At 71.6% G+C, this 16,740-nt stretch carries 14 protein-coding genes and 1 tRNA gene; 6 read left to right on the top strand and 9 right to left on the bottom strand.

The window, feature by feature from the left end:
- Window positions 1–175: 175 nt before the first annotated feature.
- Both galK and galT read right to left on the bottom strand, forming a co-directional pair.
- Window positions 176–1,399, bottom strand: coding sequence for a galactokinase (gene galK / locus ASF82_RS11435; protein WP_056057105.1), 1,224 nt, complete (start codon window positions 1,397–1,399; stop codon window positions 176–178).
- The gene (galT, locus tag ASF82_RS11430) at window positions 1,396–2,499 is read right to left on the bottom strand and encodes a galactose-1-phosphate uridylyltransferase (protein WP_056057103.1); all 1,104 of its coding nucleotides are present in this window, start codon (window positions 2,497–2,499) and stop codon (window positions 1,396–1,398) included. Before galT ends, galK begins: the two co-directional genes overlap by 4 nt.
- A gap of 79 nt (window positions 2,500–2,578) precedes the next feature.
- Here galT and ASF82_RS11425 point away from each other — a divergent pair, with 79 nt between their 5' ends.
- From ASF82_RS11425 to ASF82_RS11415, 3 genes are all read left to right on the top strand, one after another.
- The gene (locus ASF82_RS11425; protein WP_056057102.1) at window positions 2,579–3,403 is read left to right on the top strand and encodes a DeoR/GlpR family DNA-binding transcription regulator; all 825 of its coding nucleotides are present in this window, start codon (window positions 2,579–2,581) and stop codon (window positions 3,401–3,403) included.
- On the top strand, window positions 3,400–4,332 hold the full coding sequence (locus tag ASF82_RS11420; protein WP_056057100.1) for an aldose 1-epimerase family protein: 933 nt from the start codon (window positions 3,400–3,402) through the stop codon (window positions 4,330–4,332). Before ASF82_RS11425 ends, ASF82_RS11420 begins: the two co-directional genes overlap by 4 nt.
- 971 nt (window positions 4,333–5,303) lie before the next feature.
- Window positions 5,304–5,732 (top strand): ATP-dependent DNA ligase, encoded by a 429-nt coding sequence (locus tag ASF82_RS11415; protein ID WP_200931999.1) that lies wholly within the window; start codon window positions 5,304–5,306, stop codon window positions 5,730–5,732.
- A gap of 369 nt (window positions 5,733–6,101) precedes the next feature.
- Here the strand turns inward: ASF82_RS11415 and ASF82_RS11410 are convergent.
- Window positions 6,102–6,174 (bottom strand) — tRNA-Lys (locus ASF82_RS11410).
- A gap of 306 nt (window positions 6,175–6,480) precedes the next feature.
- Here ASF82_RS11410 and ASF82_RS11405 point away from each other — a divergent pair.
- The 3 genes from ASF82_RS11405 (at window position 6,481) to ASF82_RS11395 (ending at window position 9,136) form a co-directional block, all read left to right on the top strand.
- Complete coding sequence (locus tag ASF82_RS11405; RefSeq protein WP_056057098.1) at window positions 6,481–7,110, top strand: hypothetical protein; 630 nt, start codon at window positions 6,481–6,483, stop codon at window positions 7,108–7,110.
- Between the two features lie 539 nt (window positions 7,111–7,649).
- Window positions 7,650–8,246, top strand: coding sequence for a sigma-70 family RNA polymerase sigma factor (locus ASF82_RS11400; RefSeq protein ID WP_082514589.1), 597 nt, complete (start codon window positions 7,650–7,652; stop codon window positions 8,244–8,246).
- A complete protein-coding gene (locus ASF82_RS11395) occupies window positions 8,243–9,136 on the top strand; it encodes an anti-sigma factor domain-containing protein (protein ID WP_056057096.1) in 894 nt (297 codons plus the stop codon). The genes ASF82_RS11400 and ASF82_RS11395 overlap by 4 nt, the downstream gene beginning before the upstream one ends.
- A 108-nt stretch (window positions 9,137–9,244) precedes the next feature.
- On the opposite strand, the gene pstB is transcribed toward ASF82_RS11395, so the two are convergent.
- The 6 genes from pstB to ASF82_RS11365 form a co-directional block, all read right to left on the bottom strand.
- The gene (gene pstB, locus ASF82_RS11390) at window positions 9,245–10,024 is read right to left on the bottom strand and encodes a phosphate ABC transporter ATP-binding protein PstB (RefSeq protein WP_056057094.1); all 780 of its coding nucleotides are present in this window, start codon (window positions 10,022–10,024) and stop codon (window positions 9,245–9,247) included.
- 33 nt (window positions 10,025–10,057) lie between these two features.
- Window positions 10,058–11,134, bottom strand: coding sequence for a phosphate ABC transporter permease PstA (gene pstA, locus ASF82_RS11385; protein ID WP_056057092.1), 1,077 nt, complete (start codon window positions 11,132–11,134; stop codon window positions 10,058–10,060).
- Window positions 11,134–12,078, bottom strand: a complete 945-nt coding sequence (gene pstC / locus ASF82_RS11380; protein WP_056057090.1) for a phosphate ABC transporter permease subunit PstC — start codon at window positions 12,076–12,078, stop codon at window positions 11,134–11,136. The genes pstA and pstC overlap by 1 nt, the downstream gene beginning before the upstream one ends.
- A gap of 145 nt (window positions 12,079–12,223) precedes the next feature.
- A complete protein-coding gene (gene pstS / locus ASF82_RS11375) occupies window positions 12,224–13,318 on the bottom strand; it encodes a phosphate ABC transporter substrate-binding protein PstS (protein WP_156370108.1) in 1,095 nt (364 codons plus the stop codon).
- 280 nt (window positions 13,319–13,598) lie between these two features.
- Window positions 13,599–14,540 (bottom strand): NUDIX hydrolase, encoded by a 942-nt coding sequence (locus tag ASF82_RS11370; RefSeq protein WP_056057088.1) that lies wholly within the window; start codon window positions 14,538–14,540, stop codon window positions 13,599–13,601.
- Window positions 14,537–16,705: an RNA degradosome polyphosphate kinase gene (locus ASF82_RS11365; RefSeq protein ID WP_056057086.1), complete on the bottom strand. Its 2,169-nt coding sequence runs from the start codon at window positions 16,703–16,705 to the stop codon at window positions 14,537–14,539. Before ASF82_RS11365 ends, ASF82_RS11370 begins: the two co-directional genes overlap by 4 nt.
- Window positions 16,706–16,740: the final 35 nt, after the last annotated feature.

Here is a 16,740-nt window from a genome sequence, read left to right as displayed (position 1 = left end):
CCGCCGGCCTAGGTCCGCGCCGACCGTGAACGGGCGAGTACGACGAAGGCGGGCCACCACGGTGGCCCGCCTTCGTCGTACTCGCCCGTCGTCGAGAGTGCCGGTGGCGCCGGCTAGCGCCGCTGGGCGCCGGCCGGCACCAGCCGGCCCGGCCGGCGGCCGCGGCCGCCTGCGCCTAGCTCTCGCGGCGCGCGCCCTCGGCAGGGTGCACGGTGAAGATCGTCGGGGCGGTGTAGCCCGCCTCGGCGAAGGCCGCCGTGACGGCCTCGGCCACCGCGTCGCGCTGGTCGCTCGGCACGAGGGCGATGGCCGACCCGCCGAAGCCGCCGCCCGTCATGCGGGCCCCGACCGCGCCGGAGCGCTGGGCGGTCGCGACCGCGAGGTCGAGCTGCGGCACAGAGATCTCGAAGTCGTCGCGCATCGACACGTGCGAGGCGTCGAGCAGGGCGCCGATGGCCGCCGGGCCCTCGGTGCGCAGCGTGCGCACGGTGTCGAGCACGCGCTGGTTCTCGGTGACGACGTGGCGCACGCGGCGGTAGGTCTCGTCGTCGAGCAGGTCGGAGGCGCGCGGCAGGTCGTCGACGTCGAGGTCGCGCAGCGAGGTGACGCCCAGCGCCTCCGCCCCGCGTTCGCACGACGCCCGGCGGTCGACGTACCCGCCGGTGGCGTGGGCGTGCTCGACGTGGGTGTCGACCACGAGGATCTCGAGCCCGGCGGCGGCGAAGCCCAGGTCGACGACGTCGGCCTCGAGGCTGCGGCAGTCGAGGAAGACCGCGGAGTCGGCCCGGCCGAGCAGCGACGCCGACTGGTCCATGATGCCGGTGGGCGCGCCCACCGCGTCGTTCTCGGCGAGCTGGCCGACCGCGGCGAGCGTGGGGCGGTTCACCTCGAGCGACCAGAGCTCGGTGACGGCGACGGCGACGGAGCACTCGAGGGCCGCCGACGACGAGAGGCCCGCGCCGATGGGCACGTCGGACTCGACGAAGACGTCGAGGCCGGAGGCGGCCGACAGATCGATCGACGACACGTCGCCGCCGGCCGCCGTGAAGGCGGGGGCGTCGGCGTGCTGCGGGGCGACCGACAGCGCCCAGGCGATGCCGAAGACGTAGGCCGACCAGCCCGACATGGCCGAGGGGTCGAGCTCGTCGAGCGAGATCTCGTGGACGCCCTCGTCGAAGGTGCTCGCGACGCGGAGGAGGCGGTCGTCGCGACGGCCGACGGTGACGACGGTCCGCTTGTCGATCGCGAACGGCAGCACGAAGCCGTCGTTGTAGTCGGTGTGCTCGCCGATGAGGTTCACCCGGCCGGGCGCCGACCACGTGCCGGCCACGGGGGAGTCGAAGACGGAGGCGTAGCTGCGGGCCTGACCCGTGCCTCCCGGGGTGTCGGTGGTGGTCATGCGCGCGTCATCGCCTCTCTCAGTCGGTCGGCCTGGGCCTCGGGCACGAGGTCGCCCACCCAGGCTCCCATCGCGGCCTCGGAGCCGGCCAGGAACTTCAGCCTCGTCTCGGCCCGGCGGGGCGAGGTGATCTGCAGCATGAGCCGCACGGTGTCGCGGCCGACCGAGACCGGCGCCTGGTGCCAGGCGGCGATGTAGGGCGTCTCGTCGCCGTAGAGCGCGTCGAGGCCGCGCAGCAGCGTCTTGTACATGACCGCGAGCTCGTCGCGCTCGTCGCTCGTGAGGCCGGCGAAGTCGGGCACGTGGCGGTGCGGCAGCAGGTGGATCTCGATGGGCCAGCGCGCCGCGAACGGCACGAAGGCGGTGAAGTGCTCGCCGGCCAGCACGACGCGGGGCCCCTGGCGCTCGCTCTCGAGCAGGTCGTGGAAGAGGTCGGGGCCGTAGGCCTCGATGCTCCGCAGCAGCGACGCGGTGCGCGGGGTGACGTAGGGGTAGGCGTAGATCTGGCCGTGGGGGTGGTGCAGGGTCACGCCGATGGCCTGGCCGCGGTTCTCGAACGGGAAGACCTGCTCGACGCCGGGCAGCGCGCTGAGCGCCTCGGTGCGGTGCGCCCAGGCCTCGACCACCGTGCGGGCGCGCGAGTCGCTGAGGGTCGCGAACGAGCCGACGGTGTCGGGGCTGAAGCAGACGACCTCGCAGCGGCCGACGCTGCGGCGCACACGGCCGAGGCCGATCTCGGCGAGGTCGTCGAGCCCGGCGGGGGCGTCGGGGTCGGTCAGCGCGGGGCCGAACGACGGCGAGCGGTTCTCGAACACGGCGACGTCGTACACGTCGGGGATCTCGGAGGGGTTCGTCTCGCTGGCGGGCGCGAGCGGGTCGAGCTCGGCCGGGGGGAGGAAGACGCGGTTCTGGCGCGACGCCGCGATCGACACCCAGTCGCCGGTGAGCGGGTCCTGTCGCATCGAGGCGGTCTCGGGCCGCGGGTCGAGCACGCGCGCGTCGACACGGCGCTCGCTGCCGAGCGTCGTGTCGGCGTCGTCGAACCAGATCAGCTCGCGACCGTCGGCCAGGGTCGACGTGCGGACGGCGATGGGTGCCATTGTCCCTCCTCGGGGTCGGCGCTCCCACGGATGCAGCCTGCATTTGCGAAAGCAGGTGAAAGCATACGAAGATGACCCCGTGAACGCCAAATCCGCCGACCAGCCCCTCCCGGGCGAGCGGCGGCGCGACCGCATCGCCGACCTCGTCGGCCGCCGGGGCTTCGTCCGCACGGCCGAGCTCGCCCGCGAGTTCCGGCTCTCCGAGGTCACCATCCGCACCGACCTCGAGAGCCTCGCCGCCGACGGCCTCGTCTCGCGCGTGCACGGCGGCGCGCTCTCGGTCGACCGTCCGGTGGTCGAGCGCCCCTTCGAGGAGGAGAGCGCGGTCGGCATCGACGCCAAGCACGCGATCGGCGTGCGGGCCGCGGCCCTGGTGCGGTCGGGCGACTGCGTCGTGCTCGACGTCGGCACGACGACCACGCAGATCGCGCTGGCGCTGCTCGAGCGGCACGAGCTCGAGGGCGTCGTCGTCGTGACCAACAGCCTGACGATCGCCCTCGCCCTCGAGCAGGCGGTGCCGCGCTTCACGGTGATCGTCTCGGGCGGCACGCTCCGGCCGCTCCAGCACTCCCTGGTGAACCCGCTCGCGACCACGGTCTTCTCGGCGATCACGGCCGACATCGCCTTCATCGGCTGCACCGGGGTGCACCCCGACCACGGCGTCACGAACGTCAACCTGCCCGAGACCGACCTCAAGCGGCTCATGACGACGACGTCCCGACGCAGCTACATCGTCGCTGACGGGAGCAAGCTGGGGGAGGCGCACCTCGGCGTCATCGGGCCCCTCGACGTGTTCGAGGGGCTCGTGACCGCCGGGGCCGACGAGCACCGGGTCACCGCCCTGCGCGCCGCGGGCCTGACCGTGGTCGAGGCCGACCGCGACGACGAGAGAGGACGACCGTGACGAGCTCACCCACCGGAGACCAGCTGCACCTGCGCCGAGAGGTCGACGGCCGCGTCGTCGAGGCCGTGGTGACCTCCGTCGCCGCCGGCCTGCGGTCGCTGACCGTCGACGGCCGCGCGCTGACCGAGACCTTCCCCGACACGGTCGTGCCGCCGTCGGCGTGCGGCATCACGCTCTTCCCGTGGCCGAACCGCGTCGACGGCGGCCGCTGGTCGCTCGACGGCGAGGCGCAGCAGCTCGACATCACCGAGCCGTCGAGGGGCAACGCCAGCCACGGCCTGCTGCGCTACACCAGCTACCGCCTCGTCGAGCGCGACGAGCACGCGGTCACCCAGGCGGCGACGGTCTACCCGCAGCACGGCTGGCCGTTGCAGCTCGACCTGACGGTGCGGCACGAGCTCGTCGCCGACGGGCTGCGGGTCAGCTACGAGGTCGAGAACGTCGGCGCGCGGCCGGCGCCGTTCGCGGTGGGGGCGCACCCCTTCCTCCGCGTGGGCGACGTCGACGTGGCCGACCTCACCGTCTCGCTCGACGCGGCGACGCGCTTCGCCGTCGACGAGCGCGGCGTCCCCACCGGCACCGAGCCGGTCGAGGGCACCGCCTACGACCTCCGCGGCGCGCCGGTGGTCGGCGACCTCGACCTCGACACCCCCTACCGTGACGTCGCACCGGGCGACGACGGCGTCCGCCGCACCCGCCTGACGGCTCCTGACGGCACGGCGACCGAGCTCTGGCAGGACGCGTCGTTCGGCTACGTGCAGGTGTTCACCCCGCGCAACTTCCCCCGCGACGGCGTCCTCGGCCTGGCCGTGGCCGCCGAGCCGATGACGGCGCCGCCGAACGCCCTCGCGACCGGCGAGGGGCTCCTCCGCCTCGAGCCGGGCGAGCGCTGGTCGGGCTCCTGGGGCATGCGCCACGTCGCGGGCTGACCATCCCGTCGGGCTGGGGCGGCAGCCGGGCCGACCCGCGGCTCCGCCCGGTCCTGTCCGGAGGCGCGGGTCGGGTGACCAGCAAATTGTCCTAATTGCGCAAGTTACTGGGAATCCTTCTGCGGCGGGGGCGAATCGGGGTAGCGTGTCGACTCGTTCCGGCTGGTTACCGGACGAACGCCGTCGACGTAGACGCAGGCCGCTCTTTTCCTGATCCGAATGGCGTCCTGCATCGTCGGCGCACGTGCCCCCGCCCGCGCACCGCGCTCGGCGGGGGCACGCCTCTTCCTCCCCGGGGCCCTGCTCGGCGGCGCTCCCTCACACCCTGGTGGCGCCTCCGTCGAGCCCCGGTCGGGCATCGTCCCCGTGCGAGGGGCACTCGGAATGGGGGACGCGGGGCCGCTCCCGCCGATGGTTTGATCGATCTCGGGTAAGCGACAGGAGATCCTCTCGGATCCCGCGCGAGGTGGCCCGATTCGGGTCGGGCCACCTGAACCCCTCCGGGTTCGCCAGGGCGACGCCTCGCACCGGAGAACTGCTGGTCATGCCCCAAGTCGACTCCGGCCCCGCAGAGACCACCCGGGTGGTGTCCCCCGGAACGGCCCTGAGATGGTGAGATCCCCTCCCGTCGTGCCGCGAGATGGCGTACGCTCGTCGGGTACCGGGCGGTGACCAGACGCCCGGTGTCGGGGGCAGGATTCGGGTCCGCGCCCCTGCGGTGGGGCCGCCACGTAGGGGTACGTGATGACGGCCCCACCCTCGCACGTCGGAGGCCCTCCCCGAGTCGGGGCGGGCGAAGCCCCGGGCGGCGCCGTTGTGTGCGATGCTGCCCTCGACGGCTCGCCGAGCGGCAACTGCCCCGCCTCTCTCGCACACCCCCCTCAAGCGGCCCGCCGTTCGCGGGACACCTCCACGCCGCACCCGGCACTGGGCAAGCACCGGCTGCGACGTGTCCAGAGAATCGACCGCACATGGGCACTCTCCGCTACGACCACGGCACCGTCGACATCGAGATGGACGACCGGACCCTCGCGCACGTGAGGCTCGTCGTCATGGCCAAGCTCCGCCGGCACGAGAGCTTCCCCTTCACGTGGGAGGACAGCACGGGTGCCGGAGGGGGCTGGAACAGCATCTGGATCCACCCCGGGGCCAGCTTCCATTTCGCCTTCCTCGGTGGTCGCTCGCCGCGGGTCAACACCCTGTGGGTCGAACAGCTGATGGCGTCCGCGAACAGCGCCGCAGGGCTCGTGCTGACCCGAGAACCCGCTGGCCAGCCACCTCTCCCGCCGTCCGACCGGCCGGTCGCCGTCACCACCCGGGCGGGTGTCGTCCCGACGGAGGTGCGCGCACCTCGGCTGCGGGCTCGGGGAGCCGTGATCCGAGAGGCGTCGCCCCTGTGACGCCGGCAGCCGTGGCGCGTGACCATGACTCCTCCACCCGTGACCCGGGCGGAGTCGACACTCGCAGCACTCCGGTCGAACCGACCAGGCGCAAGTCCCCCGAACGGGGAGGACGAGAACGGCGGGCTCGGCCCGTCGTGACCTAGGCTCCGAGCAGCCGACACGGATTCTCTCGACCTCCACTAGGGGCTACCCGTCGTTCCTAGTTCAGCCCCGGCCCGGAACGGGCATCGTGCGAGTCATGTCAGACCCGCTGATCAGTGTCGGTCAGCAGGTGCTTCCCTACGGTGACCCCGGGGAGTGCCTGCGCGCGTCCCGTCGCGAGGCGGTGGAGGCGACGCACACGATCCAGCGTCGGTCGCGGCGGAGTGGGCCCCGTGGGGCTCGAACCCACGACCCGCGGATTAAAAGTCCGATGCTCTACCAACTGAGCTAGAGGCCCCTGCGCGCTCAACGATACGGGATGCCGCGCGTCCTCGGCGGCCGGCCCGCGCCTCCTCGACCGGGTCGTCGGAAAGCGAGAGGGATCCGGCCGAGGGGGACCGCTCCACGGTGCAGTTCTGGTGTCTCGTGGTCGATCTCTCTCAAATTTGAGAGAAGAGGTGAGACGAGATGGTGGGAAGGCCCCGAGAAGACCGGATGGGGCCCGCCGGGGTCGACCCGCGCCTCCTAGGCTCCCGCTCCGCCCTCAGCGAAGCGGCGGCGCCCGCCCGCACGTCGCCCGGCGACCGCGCCTAAGCTCTGCGTGATGCCTCGCGAATTCCACCGTCCCACCCAGTTCTCCGGCGCCCAGTTCGAGGCGTACCAGGGCGGCGACGACCCGGCGACGCTGAACCGGGTCGCCCACGAGTCGGCCGCGGCCCTCGTCGCGCGGGTGAAGGACGACCCGAACCCCGAGATCCTCGACCGCCTGGTCAGCTACACCGACCTGCACGGCATCGACGCGGTCGCCGAGCTGTGGGCGCACGCCGCCGCACACACGCTGCCCGGCGCGCTGTGGCGCATCTACCTCGTCCGTGCCGTCATCCGGCAGGCCCCCGACGAGGTGGCCCTGCTCTTCGACCGCGGCGTCACGGCCTCGTCCACCATCGACCCGATCGTCGCGGGCGCGCCGGCCCCGGCCAGCCCGGAGGAGGTCGTCGAGCTCGCCGACCTCATCCTCCGCGGCGTCTTCGTCGGGGACTTCGCCCTCGCCCTCGAGCGGGGTGCCGCCTTCTGCCGGCTCGCCGCCGCGGGCGCCACGAGCGTCGCCGACGACCAGGACTCGATCGGCTCCGACCTCGCGACCACCCTGACCCGACGGGCGCTGCGCTTCTCCGAGCTCGCCGTCGACCTCACCGCCTGTGCCGCCCTCTGGCGCGACGGCGGCCTCGCGTAGCGACCGGGGCAGAGCAGCAGAGCAGACCGGCGCAACAGGACCGCTCAGGAGGCGCGCCGCCGTTCGCACCCGGCGAACCCTGTGACGAGCCCCGGCTCGGGCGGCTAAACTCGCCCAGGTCGGGCCGCAGTAACCCCGGGCTCCAAATTCAGCCGCTTCGAGCGGACTCGCGCCGAGAGGCGTTCCTGCGGTCCGGCACCCTCTTCCTCCGGGCACGCCCCGTCGAGGTCCACTGCGTCTCGGTCGAGGCCCACCGCGCCTCCCGGCGAGGCCCCCGCTCCGCGACCGTCGTCGTGCATCTCTCGTCCACCGGGCGAAACTCGCCCAATCCGGGTGCTCCCCGGTGCCGAACCATTGACGTGAGGGATCGTGCAGATCCTCCGCCCGACACGGCCCCCTACGGCCCGCCGGGCGGGCTGCTCCCTCCGCGGGTCCGGGCCTCATCGCCATCCCAGACGGCCTCGCGGAGGGGCGGTCCCACACCGTCACGATCCCGTGACGGACCCGAGCGACCAGGGGATCGAGGTGAGACCTGACATATGCTGAAACTCGTGACCCGTGAAACCGAGACTCCGGAGGACGATCTCCGGCCGTCGACTCCCGACGAGCTGCTGACCAGGGTCGCCGGCGGAGACCAGCTCGCGTTCGCCGAGCTCTACGACCAGACCGCACCGCGTGTGCTGGGGCTCGTCAAGCGCCTCCTGAAGGACCACGCGCAGAGCGAGGAGGTCACCCAGGAGGTGTTCCTCGAGATCTGGCAGACGGCCACCCGGTTCGACACCGCCCGGGGCAGCGCCTCGAGCTGGATGCTCACCATGGCCCACCGCCGCGCCGTCGACCGGGTCCGTGCCTCGCAGGCCGGCCGCGACCGCGACCTGCGCATCGGGGTCCGAGACCTCGACACCGACTTCGACTCGGTCACCGAGTCCGTCGAGATCCGCATCGAGCACGAGCGGGTCGAACGCGCCCTGGGGCGCCTCACCGAACTCCAGCGCCAGGCCGTCCGGCTGGCGTACTACGGCGGCTACAGCCACAGCGAGGTGGCCGCGATGCTGGGGGTGCCGATCGGCACCGTCAAGACGAGACTGCGCGACGGCATGATCCGGCTGCGCGACGAGATGGGGGTGGCCTCGTGACCGACCACGACGAGCCCACGGGCACCGACCGACAGCCCGGCGACGACGAGACGGCGGCCCTCGCGGGCAGCTACGTCCTCAACGCGCTGAGCGACGACGAACGACACGACTTCGAGGCTCTGATGAGCCGCTCCGAGACCACCAGGAAGGAGGTGACCGGCATGAGCGAGACCGTCCTGCTGCTCGCCCACGCGGCGACGCCGGTCGCCCCCTCGGCGGCCCTCCGCTCCAGCGTCCTCGACGCGATCCGCACCCTGCCGCAGCTCCCGGCGCAGCAGGCCTCGGTCGCTCCCGACACCGCAGGAGGCGCGGATGACGACCACGAGGTCGCTCCCGTCCGCCGGTCGGTGCCCGAGATGGAGCCCTCCGAGTCCGAGACCGCGGGCCGCCTCCTCGAGGCGACCGGCACGGCCCGTGCCCGCTGGTTCACCCGCCCCGTCGCGGTGCTCGGCGTGGCCGCGGCCGCTGCCGCCCTGTTCTTCGGCGGCGGCGCGATCCTCCAGCAGGTCTCCGGCCCCGGCCAGGGCACCGAGTCCACCGCGTCGGCCCTCGACGAGATCTACGCGGCGAAGGACTTCCAGCGCTCGGTGGCCGACGTCAGCACCGGCGGCACCGCGACCCTGGTCTGGTCGGAGGACCTCAAGCGCTCGGCGGTCGTCTTCGACGGCCTCACCTCGCTGCCCGGCGACCAGACGTACGAGCTCTGGTACATCGACGAAGCCCGCGGAGCCGTGCCGGCCGGCACGTTCGACACGGCCTCCGACTCCACGGTCACCCAGGTGCTCAAGGGCGAGATGACGCCCGGCGCCACCATCGGCCTCACGGTCGAGCCGGCGGGCGGCTCCGACGCCCCCACCAGCGAGCCGATCATGGCGGTCAGCAGCGCGTAGGGGCCCGCCGCGGCGACGCGACCCTGCCACAGCACGACGGAGGCGGCCCACCAGACCGGTGGGCCGCCTCCGTCGTCGCAGGGTCGGCCCCTGCGGGCCGGGCGTCGATCAGCCGAAGCGGCCGGAGACGTAGTCCTCGGTGGCCTGGACGCTGGGCTTCGAGAACATCGTCGCGGTGTCGTCGTACTCGATGAGCTTGCCGGGCTTGCCGGTGCCGGCGATGTTGAAGAAGGCGGTCTTGTCGCTGACGCGGCTCGCCTGCTGCATGTTGTGGGTCACGATGACGATCGTGTACTCCTGCTTGAGCTCCTCGATGAGGTCCTCGATGGCGAGGGTCGAGATCGGGTCGAGGGCCGAGCAGGGCTCGTCCATCAGCACGACGTCGGGCGAGACCGCGATCGCGCGCGCGATGCAGAGACGCTGCTGCTGACCGCCGGAGAGGCCGTTGCCGGGCTTGTCGAGGCGGTCCTTGACCTCGTTCCAGAGGTTGGCGCCCTGGAGCGACTTCTCGACGAGGTCGTCGGCGTCGCCCTTCGACATGCGGCGGTTGTTGAGCTTGACGCCCGCGAGCACGTTGTCGCGGATGCTCATCGTGGGGAAGGGGTTCGGGCGCTGGAAGACCATGCCCACCTGGCGCCGGACGAGCACCGGGTCGACGCCGGGACCGTAGAGGTCGTTGCCGTCGATCAGCACCTCGCCCTCGACGTACGCGCCGGGGATGACCTCGTGCATGCGGTTGAGCGTGCGGAGGAAGGTCGACTTGCCACAGCCGGAGGGGCCGATGAAGGCCGTGACGGTGCGGGGCTCGATGGTGATGTTGACGTCTTCGACGGCCTTGAACTTGCCGTAGTAGACGTTGAGGTCGTTGACCTCGATGCGCTTGGACACGGTGCTTCCTTCTGGGGTCGGGCCGGTTCGGGTCTAGCGACCGAGCTTGGGGGAGAAGAGCTTCGACACGAGGCGGGCCAGGAGGTTCAGCAGCATGACGATCAGGATGAGCGTCAGGGCCGCCGTCCAGGCGCGGTCGAGGAAGTCGGAGGAGTTGGGGCCCTGGTTCGCGTACTGGGTGTACGCGAACACGGGCAGGGTCATCATGCGGTCGCCGAACAGGTCGTAGTTCATGCTGGCCGTGAACCCGGCGGTGAGCAGCAGCGGGGCCGTCTCGCCGATGACGCGGGCGATCGACAGCATGATGCCGGTCGTGATGCCGGCGAGCGACGTCGGCAGGACGATCTTGAGGATCGTCAGCCACTTCGGCACGCCGAGGGCGTAGCTCGCCTCGCGCAGCTCGTTCGGGACGATCTTGAGGATCTCCTCGCTGGAGCGCACGACGACGGGGATCATCAGCACGGCCAGGGCGACGGCGCCGATCGCGCCGGAGCGGACGCCGGGCCCGGCGAACAGCGAGAACAGGGCGTAGGCGAAGAGGCCGGCGACGATCGACGGGATGCCCGTCATGACGTCGACGAAGAAGGTGATGCTGCGGGCCAGCGCACCGCGGCCGTACTCGACGAGGTAGATCGAGGTGAGCAGGCCGATCGGGATGCTGATCAGGGCGGCGAAGGCGGTGATCTCGAGCGTGCCGACGATGGCGTGCAGGGCCCCGCCGCCCGAGTCGATGATGTTGCGCATCGAGTACGTGTAGAACTCGCCGTCGAAGCGGTTCAGGCCCCGGGAGACGACCGTGTAGAGCAGCGACACGAGGGGCAGCAGGGCGACGATGAAGGCCGTCGTCACGAGCGACGTGATCAGCCGGTCGATGGCCTTGCGGCCGCCCTCGACGATGCGGGAGACGACGACGATCAGGACGTCGAAGAGGATCGTGCCGAAGAACAGGGCCCCGACGATGTTGAAGTCCTCCGTCATGCCCCCGGCCTGCAGCAGCAGGAAGACGACCGAGAAGAGGACCCAGCTGCCGACGAGCAGGCCCCAGGCCGTGCCCCGGGGGAGCTTGCCCGCGGTGAGGGTGTTCGTGGTGGTGCGCGCGGCGACCGACATCAGTTCGCTCCCGAGAAGGCCTTGCGGCGGTTGACGATGAAGCGGGCGAGCATGTTGACCGCCAGCGTGATGACGAAGAGGACGAGGCCCGAGGCGATCAGCGTGTTGACGCCGACGCCGACGGCCTCGTTGAACTGGAGGGCGATGTTCGCGGCGATCGTGTTGGGGTTCTGCGAGCCCAGCAGCGCGAAGTTCACGACGATGGCGGGCGAGAGCACGATGGCGATGGCGAGGGTCTCGCCGAGGGCGCGGCCGAGGCCGAGCATGATGGCCGAGACGATGCCGGAGCGGGCGAAGGGCAGCACCGCGAGGCGGATCATCTCCCAGCGGGTGGCGCCGAGAGCGAGCGCGGCCTCCTCGTGCAGGACGGGGGCCTGGAAGAAGATCTCGCGCATGACGGCGGTCATGATCGGCAGGACCATGACCGCGAGCACGATCGCGGCGGTCAGGATGGTCTTGCCGGTGCCGGAGACGGGGCCGGCGAAGAGCGGCACCCAGCCGAACCAGTCGACGAGGTTCGCGTAGAAGGGCTGCACGAAGGGAGCGAGCACGAGGACGCCCCAGAGGCCGAAGACGACGCTGGGCACGGCGGCGAGCAGGTCGATGACGTAGCCGAGGCCCTGGCTGATCCGGCGCGGCGCGTAGTGCGAGATGAAGAGCGCGATGCCGAGGGCGAGCGGCGTGGCGATCAGCAGGGCGATCAGCGACGCCCACACCGTGCCGAAGACGAGCGGCCCGACGTACGACCAGAAGTTGGTGGCGTCGTTCGGCAGCGTGCCGGCCTCGGCGACGAACGCCGGCAGGCTCTGCACGACCAGGAAGAGCGCGACGGCGGCGAGCACCACGAGGATGAGGATGCCGGAGAAGAGGGTGGCCCCCGAGAAGACGCGGTCGCCGGGGCGCACCGTGGACTTCGTCGTGGGGGTGGTGGCGGCGACGGTCATTCCCTGGTTCTTCCTGCTCGGGTGAGTGTCTCGGCGGCGGGCCTTCGGGTGGGCCACCGTCGGGGCGGAGCGCTGCGGCGGGCCGCAGCAGGGGAGCGGCCTGGGCCGCGCGGGAGCGCGCGACCCAGGCCGGGTGCAGCAGGTGCTACTTGATGGTGGCGATCGCCTCGGCGACCTTCGAGGCGAGGTCGCTCGACAGCGGCGCGGAGCCGGCCTGCTCAGCAGCGGCCTTCTGGCCCTCGTCGCTGGCGACGTACTCGGCGTACGCCTTGACGACGGCGCCCTTCTCGGCGTCGGCGTACTCGGAGCAGGTGATCAGGTAGCTGACCAGGACGAGCGGGTACGAGCCGGCCTCGTCGTAGGTGCGGTCGAGCTTGATGGCGAGGTCGTTCGACTCGCGGCCCTCGGCGAGGGGCGAGGCGGCGACGGCCTGCGACGCGCCGTCGGCGGTCAGCTCGCTGGCCTCGCCGCCGACCATCAGCTTGGCGGCCGAGAGGTCGCCGATGCCCGACTCGTCGGCGTAGCCGATCGAGTTGGTCGAGTTGTTGATCGCGTCGACGACGCCCGACGTGCCCTTGGCGGCGTCACCGGTGCTGTACGGGAAGGTCTGGCCCGACTCGGCGTCCCAGACGTCGCCGGCGTTCGCCTTGACGTACTCGGTGAAGTTCTGCGTCGTGCCCGAGTCGTCAGAGCGGTGGATCGCCGTGATCGACTCGCTCGGCAGGTCGGCGTCGGGGTTCAGGGCGACGATGGCGTCGTCGTCCCACGTGGTGATCGTGCCCTTGAAGATGCCGGCGATGGTCGCCGCGTCGAGGGTCAGGTCGTCGACGCCCTCGACGTTGTAGGCCAGGGCGATGGGCGAGATGTAGACGGGCAGGTCGATGCCCTTCGTGCCGGGAGCGCAGGCGGCGAACTCGCTGGCGAGCTCCTCGTCCTTGAGCGCGGCGTCGGAGCCGGCGAAGTCGGCGGCGCCCGAGATGAAGCTGGTGCGGCCCGAGCCGGAGCCCTGCGGGTCGTAGTTGACGGTGACGTCGGGGTTGGCGATCTGGAAGCCCGCGGCCCAGGTGGTCTCGGCGGTGCCCTGGGCGGACGAGCCGATGCCGTTAATGGTGCCCGAGAGGTCGGAGGCGCTGGCGGAGTCGCCGGCCTCCGCTGCGCCCTCGTTGCCGGCGCAGGACGCGAGGAGCATGGTGCCGACCGCGGCGATCGCGAAGATGCTGCCGGTGCGCTTGAAGTTCACAGAGGTTCCTTCGTGGAGTGTGTTGGCTGTGTGTGCGGGCCAGGTGCCGGCCCGTGCGTGACGCTACGGCGGCAGGTTGACCACGGTCGTCTGCGCCGGTGAACGGGAGGTTAACGAGGCGGGAACATCGGCCGGGCATCCGGCCCGCCGCGGGCGCGAGGGGCCGCGGCGACGTGGGCGCCGTGCTGCCGCCCGTCGACGACCGAGCCCCCGGGGCCACCGCCTCGACGGCGGCCCCGGGGGCTCGGCACCGACCCGCGGGCCGGGGTGGGGGTCGGCCTCAGCCCATCGGCCCGTGGGTCTCGACGGCGACCAGGGCGCCGCCCTCGACGGAGACGTGCAGCACCGTGAACTCGGCGGGGCTCAGCGAGGAGGCGCGGCGCAGGTCGAGCCGTTCGCCCCCCTTCGTGCTCGTGGCGATCTGACGCAGCAGCTCCGGCAGCACCGGGGCGTGCGTGCAGAACACCGCCGGCACCCTCTTCTTGAGCCTCTTCGCCACGACCCCGACGACGTCGTCGTCGTGGCGCTCGAAGGCGTCCTGGCTGAGCGAGTCGGTCTGCTTGACGCCCACGTGGGTCAGGGCGGAGAGCGGCTCGAGGGTCGCGAGGCAGCGGGCCGCGGTGCTGCTGATGAGCCGCTGCGGGGCCCACGCGGCGATGGCGGGGGCGATCGTCTTGGCCTGCCGGCGCCCCTGCGGCAGGAGCGGGCGGGTCGCGTCGGAGCCGCTCCACTCGGCCGGCGACGTGGTCTTGGCGTGCCGCAGCGCCACGAGGGCGAAGGTGCGCGCCGCCCCGCGCTCGACGCGGTCGGCGAACCGGTCGAGCACCTCGGCGTCGCGCTCGTAGGTGAGGGCGGCCCGCGCCTCGGCGAGCGGCACCCAGCGGATGGCGGCGACCTCGCTGTTGGGCACGAACGTGCCCGCCGCTGCGAACGACTCGTCGGTGACCTCGGCGGCCCAGTAGTGCACGACCTTGTCGCGCCCGCCGGGCATCACGTACTCGGCCGTGCCGAGCGGCGCCCCGAGCGAGACGCGGTAGCCGGTCTCTTCGTGGATCTCGCGCACCGCGGTCTGCGGCGTCGACTCGCCGGGGTCGACCTTGCCCTTCGGCAACGAGACGTCGCCGTGGTGGTCGCGGTGGATGAGCAGCACGCGCACGGCGCCCCCGACGTACCGGAAGCACACGGCGCCCGCCGCGACGACCGTCGTGGAGGCCACCGTCACCGGCTGCTCTTCTTCCGCTGCGTGATCATCTTCATCAGCGAATTCTGCATGTCGACGAGCGGCTTGTCCGCCTCGTCGCGGGCGTGGCGCGTCCAGGTGCCGTCGGCGGCGAGCCACCACGAGGCGGTCTCGTCGCTCATCGCGCGCTCGAACAGCGAGCCGACCTCGTCGAGGTGGTCGGGCTGGGTGAGGCGCACGAGCGCCTCCACCCGACGGTCGAGGTTGCGGTGCATCATGTCGGCGCTGCCGATGAAGACCTGCGGGTCGCCGTCGTTCGCGAACCAGAAGAGCCGCGAGTGCTCGAGGTAGCGCCCGAGGATCGAGCGCACCCGGATGGTCTCGCTGAGCCCGGGCTGCCCGGGCTTGATGGTGCAGATGCCGCGCACCCACACGTCGACCGGCACGCCGGCCTGGCTGGCGCGGTAGAGGGCGTCGATGATCTGCTCGTCGACGATCGAGTTGATCTTGATGCGGATGCCGGAGGCGCGGCCGGCCTGGGCGTGTTCGATCTCGGTCTGGATCTGCTTGAGCAGCCCGCGCCGCAGGTAGCGGGGAGCGACGAGCAGGCGCTTGAACTTCTTCTCGATGGCGTAGCCGGAGAGCTCGTTGAAGAGCCGCGTCAGGTCCTTCCCGACCTGGTCGTCGGCGGTGAAGAGACCCATGTCTTCGTAGATGCGGCTCGTCTTCGGGTTGTAGTTGCCCGTGCCGATGTGCGTGTAGTGCTTCAGCGTGCCCTTCTCCTGGCGGATCACCAGGGCGAGCTTGCAGTGGGTCTTGAGCCCGACCAGGCCGTAGACGACGTGCACGCCGGCCTTCTCTAGCTTGCGGGCCCAGGTGATGTTGTTCTGCTCGTCGAAGCGCGCCTTCACCTCGACGAGGGCCAGCACCTGCTTGCCGGCCTCGGCGGCGTCGATCAGCGCCTCGATGATGGGGCTGTCGCCGCTCGTGCGGTAGAGGGTCTGCTTGATGGCGAGCACGTTCGGGTCGGCCGCGGCCTGCTCCAGGAAGGCCTGGACGCTCGTCGCGAACGACTCGTAGGGGTGGTGCACGAGGATGTCGCGGCGCGCGATGCTCGCGAACATGTCGGGCTTCATGTTCGGCTCGGTCGGCTGCAGCTGGACGGCCGTCGTGGGCAGGTGCTTGGGGTACTTGAGGTCGGGCCGCGGCATCTTCGTGATCTCGAAGAGGCCCGCGAGGTCGAGCGGCGCCGGCAGGCGGTAGACCTCCTGGTCGGTGACGTCGAGCTCGCGCACGAGCAGCTCGAGCGTGACCGGGTCCATGTCGTCGGTGATCTCGAGACGGATCGGCGGGCCGAACCGGCGACGGAGCAGCTCGCGCTCGAGCGCCTGGATGAGGTTCTCCGACTCGTCCTCGTCGACCTCGACGTCCTCGTTGCGGGTCACGCGGAAGACGTGGTGCTCGACGACCTCCATGCCGGGGAAGAGGTCTTGCAGGTGGTTCGCGATCAGGTCTTCCAGGGGGATGAACCGCACCCGACCGCTGTCGTTGTCGGGCAGCTGCACGAAGCGCGGCAGCATCTGCGGCACCTTGAGTCGCGCGAACTCCTGGCGCATCGTCTTGGGGTTGCGCACCCGCACCGAGAGGTTGAGCGACAGGCCCGAGATGTACGGGAAGGGGTGGGCCGGGTCGACGGCGAGCGGCATCAGCACGGGGAAGATCTGCTCGGTGAAGATCTCGCGCATGCGCACCCGGTCGGCCTCCTCGAGGTCGGACCAGTTCTCGATGTGGATGCCGGCGTCGTCGAGGGCGGGCCGCACGAGGTCGAGGAAGGCCCGGGCGTGCCGCTCCTGCAGGTCGTGCGCCGCCGCGCTGATGTCGGCGAGCACCTCGTTCGGGCCACGGCCGACGTTGGTCGGCACGGCGAGGCCGGTGGCGATGCGGCGCTTGAGGCCGGCCACGCGGACCATGAAGAACTCGTCGAGGTTGCTCGCGAAGATGGCGAGGAAGTTGGCCCGCTCGAGCAGCGGCGTCGACGGGTCCTCGGCGAGCTCGAGCACGCGCTGGTTGAACGCGAGCCAGCTCAGCTCGCGGTCGAGGTACCGCTCGGCGGGCAGCGTGCCCTCCTCGAAGCTGACGATCTCGTCGAAGTCGTCGAGGAAATCAGGGGTGACGCCGGCGCCGTCGACGCGTGGTTCGCTGTCCATGCCCCCCATCGTGCCACCCGCGGTGACCGGTCGGG

The sequence above is a fragment of the Frigoribacterium sp. Leaf164 genome (genome assembly GCF_001423665.1).
GTDB classification, from domain to species: domain Bacteria; phylum Actinomycetota; class Actinomycetes; order Actinomycetales; family Microbacteriaceae; genus Frigoribacterium; species Frigoribacterium endophyticum.
The sequence above is the reverse complement of the archived record's forward strand: the minus strand, read 5'-3'. Positions and strand labels throughout refer to the sequence as shown.

What these genes read in the sequence shown, in the direction of transcription:
- galK (WP_056057105.1), bottom strand. Translation starts at nt 1,399, where the DNA reads ATGACCACCACCGACACCCCGGGAGGCACGGGTCAGGCCCGCAGCTAC.
- galT (WP_056057103.1), bottom strand. Translation starts at nt 2,499, where the DNA reads ATGGCACCCATCGCCGTCCGCACGTCGACCCTGGCCGACGGTCGCGAG.
- ASF82_RS11415 (WP_200931999.1), top strand. Translation starts at nt 5,304, where the DNA reads ATGGGCACTCTCCGCTACGACCACGGCACCGTCGACATCGAGATGGAC.
- ASF82_RS11405 (WP_056057098.1), top strand. Translation starts at nt 6,481, where the DNA reads ATGCCTCGCGAATTCCACCGTCCCACCCAGTTCTCCGGCGCCCAGTTC.
- ASF82_RS11400 (WP_082514589.1), top strand. Translation starts at nt 7,650, where the DNA reads ATGCTGAAACTCGTGACCCGTGAAACCGAGACTCCGGAGGACGATCTC.
- pstA (WP_056057092.1), bottom strand. Translation starts at nt 11,134, where the DNA reads ATGTCGGTCGCCGCGCGCACCACCACGAACACCCTCACCGCGGGCAAG.
- pstC (WP_056057090.1), bottom strand. Translation starts at nt 12,078, where the DNA reads ATGACCGTCGCCGCCACCACCCCCACGACGAAGTCCACGGTGCGCCCC.
- ASF82_RS11365 (WP_056057086.1), bottom strand. Translation starts at nt 16,705, where the DNA reads ATGGACAGCGAACCACGCGTCGACGGCGCCGGCGTCACCCCTGATTTC.